Origin of the sequence: Actinosynnema sp. NPDC059797, assembly GCF_042732085.1 — a bacterium.
Taxonomy (GTDB): domain Bacteria; phylum Actinomycetota; class Actinomycetes; order Mycobacteriales; family Pseudonocardiaceae; genus Actinosynnema.
Genome location: NZ_JBHWIE010000361.1, coordinates 1 through 6,945, shown reverse-complemented (window position 1 = coordinate 6,945; position 6,945 = coordinate 1). Strand labels below are relative to the sequence as shown.

General features: G+C 71.5%; 6 protein-coding genes. 2 read left to right on the top strand and 4 right to left on the bottom strand.

The window, feature by feature from the left end; translation table 11 throughout:
* The 4 genes from ACFV4N_RS37050 to ACFV4N_RS37035 form a co-directional block, all read right to left on the bottom strand.
* A partial coding sequence (locus ACFV4N_RS37050) for an ABC transporter permease (protein ID WP_499677335.1) occupies positions 1 to 691 on the bottom strand: 691 nt, incomplete at its 3' end.
* Positions 681 to 1,727: an ABC transporter permease gene (locus ACFV4N_RS37045; protein WP_499677334.1), complete on the bottom strand. Its 1,047-nt coding sequence runs from the start codon at positions 1,725 to 1,727 to the stop codon at positions 681 to 683. The genes ACFV4N_RS37050 and ACFV4N_RS37045, both read right to left, overlap by 11 nt.
* Complete coding sequence (locus ACFV4N_RS37040; RefSeq protein WP_499677333.1) at positions 1,724 to 3,238, bottom strand: sugar ABC transporter ATP-binding protein; 1,515 nt, start codon at positions 3,236 to 3,238, stop codon at positions 1,724 to 1,726. The genes ACFV4N_RS37045 and ACFV4N_RS37040 overlap by 4 nt, the downstream gene beginning before the upstream one ends.
* Positions 3,239 to 3,550: 312 nt before the next feature.
* Positions 3,551 to 4,561 carry a LacI family DNA-binding transcriptional regulator gene (locus ACFV4N_RS37035; protein WP_499677336.1) on the bottom strand — a complete coding sequence of 337 codons (1,011 nt, stop codon included), beginning with the start codon at positions 4,559 to 4,561 and terminating at the stop codon, positions 3,551 to 3,553.
* Positions 4,562 to 4,770: 209 nt separating this feature from the next.
* Here ACFV4N_RS37035 and rhaI point away from each other — a divergent pair, with 209 nt between their 5' ends.
* Together rhaI and ACFV4N_RS37025 are read left to right on the top strand one after the other, a co-directional pair.
* On the top strand, positions 4,771 to 5,931 hold the full coding sequence (gene rhaI / locus ACFV4N_RS37030) for an L-rhamnose isomerase (protein ID WP_499677332.1): 1,161 nt from the start codon (positions 4,771 to 4,773) through the stop codon (positions 5,929 to 5,931).
* Between the two features lie 25 nt (positions 5,932 to 5,956).
* Positions 5,957 to 6,945 (top strand): class II aldolase/adducin family protein (locus ACFV4N_RS37025; RefSeq protein ID WP_499677331.1); only part of this gene is annotated, 989 nt, incomplete at its 3' end.

Genomic DNA, 6,945 nt, shown 5'->3' with positions numbered 1-6,945 from the left:
CGCCGGAAGCGACGAACAGCCAGAACTTCGCGCGGGCCACTCGGATGCCGGCGAACGTCGCCGCCTCGGCGTTGTTGCCCATCGCGTAGAGGGACCGGCCGAACGGGGTCGCGTGCAGCACCACGCCGAACACGACGGCGAGAACGATCGTGATCACGGCGGCCCACGGCACGGCGCCATCTGCGACGGTGCTGTTGGCGGCGTCGGTCCAGAGGAACGGGAAGTCGGCCACCGCCTGGTCGCCGAGCACCACGAACGCCAGACCGCGGTACGCGGCCAGGGTGCCGATGGTGACCGCGAGCGAGGGGAGCGCGAACTTGGTCACGAACACGGCGTTCACCGCGCCGAGGACCGCGCCGAGGCCGACGACGAGCACCACCACCAGTTCCAGTGGTAGTCCCGCCACCCAGAGCTGACCCATCACCGCGCTGCACAGGCCGAGCGTGCTGGCCACCGACAGGTCGATCTCGCCGGTGATGACGATCAGCGTCAGCGGCAGCGCGATCAGCGCGATCGCGACCACGTCGAGCAGCAGGAACTGCAGGTTCCGCCCACTGGCGAACCCTTCGACCAGCACCCCGGCGAGCACCACGACCGCAGCGAGCACCACGAGGAGCGCGGTGTCCCAGCGGAGCAACGCCGAACGCATCGCGGAGCCCCGCTTGTCCGCGGCCACCGTGTCACGCGCCATGGGACGACCTCCCTCGCAAACGGTTCGCCGCCCGGATGGCCAGCAGCCGGTCCAGTCCGATCGCGGCGAGGATGAGGCCGCCGACGACGGCCTGCTGCCAGAACGGGTTGATCCGCAGCACCGCCAGGGAGCTGCCGATGGTGGTCAGCAGGAGCGCGCCGAGGGCGGCGCCGTAGACGCTGCCGCTGCCGCCGAAGATCGCCACGCCGCCGACCACGGCCGCGGCGACGACCTGGAGCTCGATGCCCGTGCCGACGGTGGCGTCGACGGTGCCGAAGCGCGCCGCGTGCAGCACGCCGGCAAGGCCGGCCAGCGCGCCGCAGAGCACGAAGGAGGTGAAGACCCTGCGCCCGACCGGGATGCCGGACAGCCGCGCGGCGGCGGGTTCGGAGCCGATCGCGTACAGCTCGCGCCCGCTGCGGTAGGACCGCAGGTAGAAGCCTGCGACCGCCATGACCACCACCGCGATGACGGCGAGCACCGGGATGCCGAGCAGGGTCCCCGTGCCCAGGCCGAGGAACGAGCGCGGCATGTCCGAGGCGTTGATCTGCTGACCCTGGGCCCACGAGTGGTCGATGCCGCGGAACGCGTAGAGCGTGCCGAGGGTGATGACCAGGGCGGGCACCCGTGCCGCCGCCACCAGCACACCGTTCACCACACCGCAGACCGCGCCCAGTCCGATGCCGATCAGGACGGCGACCGCGGTCGGCGTGCCCGGCGCGGAGCTGAGCAGCTTGCCGGTCGCGAACGCGACCAGGCCGAGCACCGCGCCGACCGAGAGGTCGATGTTGCGGGAGATGATCACCACGGTCTGCCCGACCGCCAGGACCACCAGGATCGCCGCGCCGAGCAGCAGGTCCCGCAGGCTCTGCGGGGACAGGAAGGCGGAGTTGTTCAAGGTGGTCACGAGCACGAGCAGCCCGAGCGCCACGATGATGCCGAACTCGCGCGCCAGCCACAGCTTGTGGACGAACCGGCTCCTGCTCCCGTCCGACCCCGCGAGCGGAGGCGCGGACGCCGTCAGTCGGGTGCTCACGCGGCTGCCTCCTTCTGGCCGGTGGCCGCGAACATGACCGTTTCCTCCGTCGCCTCGGCGCGGTTCAACTCGGCGGTGATCCGCCCCTCGTGCATGACGAGCACGCGGTCGGCCATCCCCAGCACCTCGGGCAGCTCGGACGACACCATGACCACCGCGACCCCGTCGGCCGCGAGCCGCGAGAGCAGCCGGTGCACCTCGGCCTTCGTGCCGATGTCGATGCCCCGGGTCGGTTCGTCGACGATCAGCACCCGCGGACCGGTCGCCAGCCACTTGGCCAGCACCACCTTCTGCTGGTTGCCACCGGAGAGGGTGCCGACCGCGTCCGCGAGCCGCCCGTACTTGACCTGCAAGCGCTTCGTCCACTCGAGAGCGGACCGGCGCTCGGCCCGACCTCCGAGCAGACCCAGGCGTGACAACGGCTTCAAGCGGGTCAGCGTCGCGTTGCGCTCGATCGACATCTCCATGACCAGGCCCTGCTGGCGGCGGTCCTCCGGGACCAGCGCGATCCCGGCGGCCACCGCGGCGGACGGCGAGCCGGCGGCCAGCCGCTTGCCCGCCACCAGGACTTCGCCCGCGTCGTAGCGGTCGATCCCGAACACCGCGCGCACCACCTCGCTGCGGCCGGCACCGACCAGTCCGGCCAGGGCGACGATCTCGCCTGCCCGCACCGAGAACGCGATGTCGGAGAACACGCCGTCACGGGTCAGCCCGTCGACTTCCAGCACGACGTCACCGGGCTCGACGTCCTGCTTGGGGAACAACGTCGACACCTCGCGCCCGACCATCCGCCGCACGACCTGGTCGACGGTCAGGTCGGCGACCGGATCGGTCGACACCCACGTGCCGTCGCGCATCACGGTGAGCCGCTGGCACAGCGAGAACACCTCGTCGAAGCGGTGGGAGATGAACAGGACCGCCGCGCCCTGCTCGCAGAGGGCACGCGCCACCGCGAACAGCCGCTCCACCTCGACGCCGGACAACGCCGCGGTCGGCTCGTCCATGACCAGCACGCGCGCCTGCAGCGACAACGCCTTGGCGATCTCGACCAGTTGCTGGTCGGCGATCGACAGCCCTCGCGCGGGCCGGTCCGGGTCCAAGCGGACACCGAGCCGCTCGAACAGCCGCACCGCCTCGGCCCTCATCACCGCCCGGTCGATGCGCCCGAACCGACCCAGCGGCTGCCGCCCCATGAAGATGTTCTCGGCCACCGACAGGTCGGGGAACAACGTCGGCTCCTGGTAGATCACCGCGATCCCGGCCGCCTGCGCGGCGGCGGGCCCGACCAACCGCATCTCCTCACCGTTCCTCACGATGGCCCCGGTGTCCGGCTCGTGCACGCCGGCGAGCATCTTCACGATCGTCGACTTGCCCGCGCCGTTCTCCCCGACCAGCGCGTGCGCCTCGCCGCCGTACAGCGGGAACGACACCTCCCGGACGGCCGCCACAGCGCCGAACGACTTGGAGACACCCCGAACCTCCAGCAGTGGAGTCGCATGCTCTCTGTGCATCCGGCATCTCCTAACTGAAATGTTTCAATTCCTCAATGATGGGCGAGGTTAGAGGCCACTCGGACCAACCGTCAACGGTCATCCGGCAACTTCGCCGAGATGGGCCGTTCATCGTTGCGTCATCGTGTTCAAGGCGGTACGCGCTGTGCAGAGCCGTACTGGTACGTTTCAATCCGATGGCGGGCGGCGAGGGCGGGGCCGGCTTGGAACCGCTGCTGGACGCACGCTCACGGGCGGACGCGCTCGCGGCAGATGGGCACTCGCGGTCGGCCGCCCGGAGGACCCGCCGCAGCGCAGTCGGACGTCACCCGGTCAGGCGACGCCGTCCAGCCGCCGCATGCTGGTGGACTCGCGCACCACCAGCTCGGGCTCGAACACCCGCTGCTGGTGCACGTGCCCCTTCGGGTTCCGGGCCTCGGCCAGCAGCAGCTCCGCCGCCGTGCGGCCCAGGAGCTGACGCGGCTGAGCGACCGAAGTCAGCGGCACCGCCGCCGCGGCCGCGAACTCGATGTCGTCGTAGCCGATGATCGCCAGGTCCTGCGGCACGCGCAAGCCGAGCCGGACCGCCTGCTGGAGCAGGCCCAGTGCGAGCATGTCGTTGGCGCAGAACGCTGCGGTGGGCCGCCGGGCCGCGGGCAGCCCGGCCAGCCGCTCACCCGCGCGCCTGCCCTCCGCGACGTCGAGACGTGCGGTCTCCAGCACGGTGAGCGGCTCGGCTCCCGCGCGGGTCAGGGCCTGCTCGGCGCCCGCGATGCGGTCGGCGACCTGGCCGATGGCGCGGGGGCCGCCGATGAAGGCGATCCGGCGGTGGCCGGCGTCGAGCAGGTGGGAGACGGCGAGGTCGCCGCCGAGCACGTCGTCGACCGACACGGAGCAGCGGTCCGGGCCCGCGCCCCGGTCGACGACCACGACGGGCGTGCCCCGGGCCACCAGCGCCGCGATCCGCGGTTCGTCCTCCGCGACCGGGGTGATGAGGATGCCCTCCACGCGCTGCTGCTCGAGCAGGTCGAGGTAGCGGGCCTGGCGGGCTGGGTCCTCGCCGCCGTCGCACAGGTACATCGCGAGCCCGGCGTCTTCCGCCACCTGCTGGGCGCCGGCGGCCACGTCGGTGAAGAAGGGGTTGCGGGTGTCGAGCACGACGTAGGCGAGGGTGCGGCTCGTACCGCCGCGCAGTTGGCGAGCCGACTCGTTGCGCACGAAGCCCAGCTCCGCGATCGCGGCCTGCACCCGCTTGCGCGTGCTCTCCGCGACCAACTCGGGGTGGTTGAGCACATTGGACACCGTGCCCACGGCCACGCGTGCGTGCGCGGCGACATCCTTCATGCTCGGCGCGGACACCGCCCACCCTCCTTCGTCAGCGACGCGGCACGGAGATGAAACGCTCGAGAGGTCGCGTGTCGGCGAAGCCTAGCAGGAAGGTGCGGGTGTGGTGGATGGCCGTCATCACGTGCGACGGATCGGTTGTGAAACGTTCCAAGTTCAGATACGGTCGGTGCACACCAGTCACCCGCTGCGGAGAGGAACGACGTGTGATGACCCTGCAGGAGGTGCTGTCGGAACTCGACGGGTTCACCGTCGAGGTGCCGAGTTGGGCGTACGGGAATTCCGGCACCCGGTTCAAGGTGTTCAGCACGCCGGGTACGCCGCGTGATCCGTTCGAGAAGGTCGCCGACGCGGCGTGGGTGCACGGGTTGACCGGGTTGGCGCCGCGGGTCTCGCTGCACATCCCGTGGGACCGGGTCGAGGACTTCGACGCGCTGGCCGCTCACGCCGAGGGGCTGGGCGTGCGGATCGGTGCGGTCAACTCGAACCTGTTCCAGGACGAGGACTACAAGCTGGGCTCGCTGACCCACGTCGACCCGCGGGTGCGGGCCAAGGCCGTCGCCCACCACCTCGACTGCGTCGAGGTCATGGCCGCCACCGGTTCGACCGACCTGAAGCTGTGGCTGCCCGACGGCACGAACTACGCGGGCCAGGACTCGCTGCGTGGCAGGCAGGACCGGCTGGCCGACTCGCTGGCCGAGGTCTACGCCGCGCTGGGCCCGGGTCAGCGGCTGTTGCTGGAGTACAAGTTCTTCGAGCCGTACTTCTACGCGATGGACATTCCCGACTGGGGCACCGCGCTGCTGCACTGCCAGGCCCTGGGCGAGCGCGCGCAGGTGGTGCTCGACACCGGCCACCACGCGCCGGGCACCAACATCGAGTTCATCGTGATGCAGTTGTTGCGCGTCGGGCGGCTGGGCGCGTTCGACTTCAACTCCCGCTTCTACGCCGACGACGACCTGATGGTGGGGTCGGCGGACCCGTTCCAGCTGTTCCGGATCATGGTCGAGATCGTCGCGGTCGGCGCGCACCGTCCCGGGTCCGGGGTGAACTTCATGCTCGACCAGTGTCACAACATCGAGGACAAGGTCGCGGGGCAGATCCGCTCGGTCCTCAACGTCGAGCAGGCCCTGGCCAAGGCGTTGCTGGTGGACACCGCGGCGCTGACCGCGGCGCAGGAGGCGGGTGACGTGATCGGCGCGCACGACGTGCTGATGGACGCCTTCCACACCGACGTGCGCGGCGCGCTGGCCGACCGCCGCGAGGCCAGGGGCCTGCCGCGCGACCCCATGGCCGCCTACCGCGCCTCCGGCTACGCCGAGAAGATCGCCGCCGAGCGCGTCGGCGGCACCCAGGCCGGCTGGTCCTGACCACCCCTACGAGGAGCCTCCCCGCATGACCGACAACACGACCGTCGCAGAGCTGGTCGCGCGCTCGAACCGGCTGGGCGCCGACCCGCGCAACACCAACTACGCCGGGGGCAACACCTCCGCCAAGGGCGGCGACACCGATCCGGTCACCGGGGAGCGGGTGGACCTGCTCTGGGTGAAGGGCTCGGGCGGCGACCTGGGCACGCTCACCCCGGCCGGGCTGGCCGTGCTGCGCCTGGACCGGCTGCGCGCCCTGGTCGACGTCTACCCCGGCGTGGACCGCGAGGACGAGATGGTCGCCGCCTTCGACCACTGCCTGCACGGCCGGGGCGGTGCCGCGCCGTCGATCGACACGGCCATGCACGGCCTGGTCGACGCCCCGCACGTGGACCACCTGCACCCCGACTCCGGCATCGCCCTCGCCACCGCGGCCGACGGGGAGAAGCTGACCGAGCGGTGCTTCGGCGACCGCGTCGCGTGGGTGCCGTGGCGGCGGCCCGGATTCCAGCTGGGGCTGGACATCGCCGAGGTCAAGCGGACCAACCCGGCCGCGATCGGCTGCGTCCTCGGCGGGCACGGCATCACCGCGTGGGGCGAGACGTCCGAGGAGTGCGAGGCGAACTCGCTGGAGATCATCCGCACGGCGGAGGAGTTCCTGGCGCGGCACGGGAGCGCGGAGCCGTTCGGCGCGGTCGTGCCCGGCAACGAGCCGCTGCCCGAGGCCGAGCGCCGCGCCAGGGCCGCCGCCCTCTTCCCCGTCCTCAGGGGTCTCGCCTCCACCGACCACCCGCAGGTCGGCCACTACACCGACAGCGACGCCGTGCTGGACTTCCTGGCCCGGGAGAAGCTCGCGCCACTGGCGGCGCTGGGCACCTCGTGCCCGGACCACTTCCTGCGCACCAAGGTCAAGCCGCTGGTCGTCGACCTGCCCGGCACCGCGACCGTGGACGAGATCGTCGCGCGGCTCAAGGAGCTGCACGCCGCCTACCGCGAGGACTACCGCGCCTACTACGA

Coding starts and splice junctions, on each gene's coding strand:
- ACFV4N_RS37040 (WP_499677333.1), bottom strand. CDS start 3,238: ATGCACAGAGAGCATGCGACTCCACTGCTGGAGGTTCGGGGTGTCTCC.
- rhaI (WP_499677332.1), top strand. CDS start 4,771: ATGACCCTGCAGGAGGTGCTGTCGGAACTCGACGGGTTCACCGTCGAG.
- ACFV4N_RS37035 (WP_499677336.1), bottom strand. CDS start 4,561: ATGAAGGATGTCGCCGCGCACGCACGCGTGGCCGTGGGCACGGTGTCC.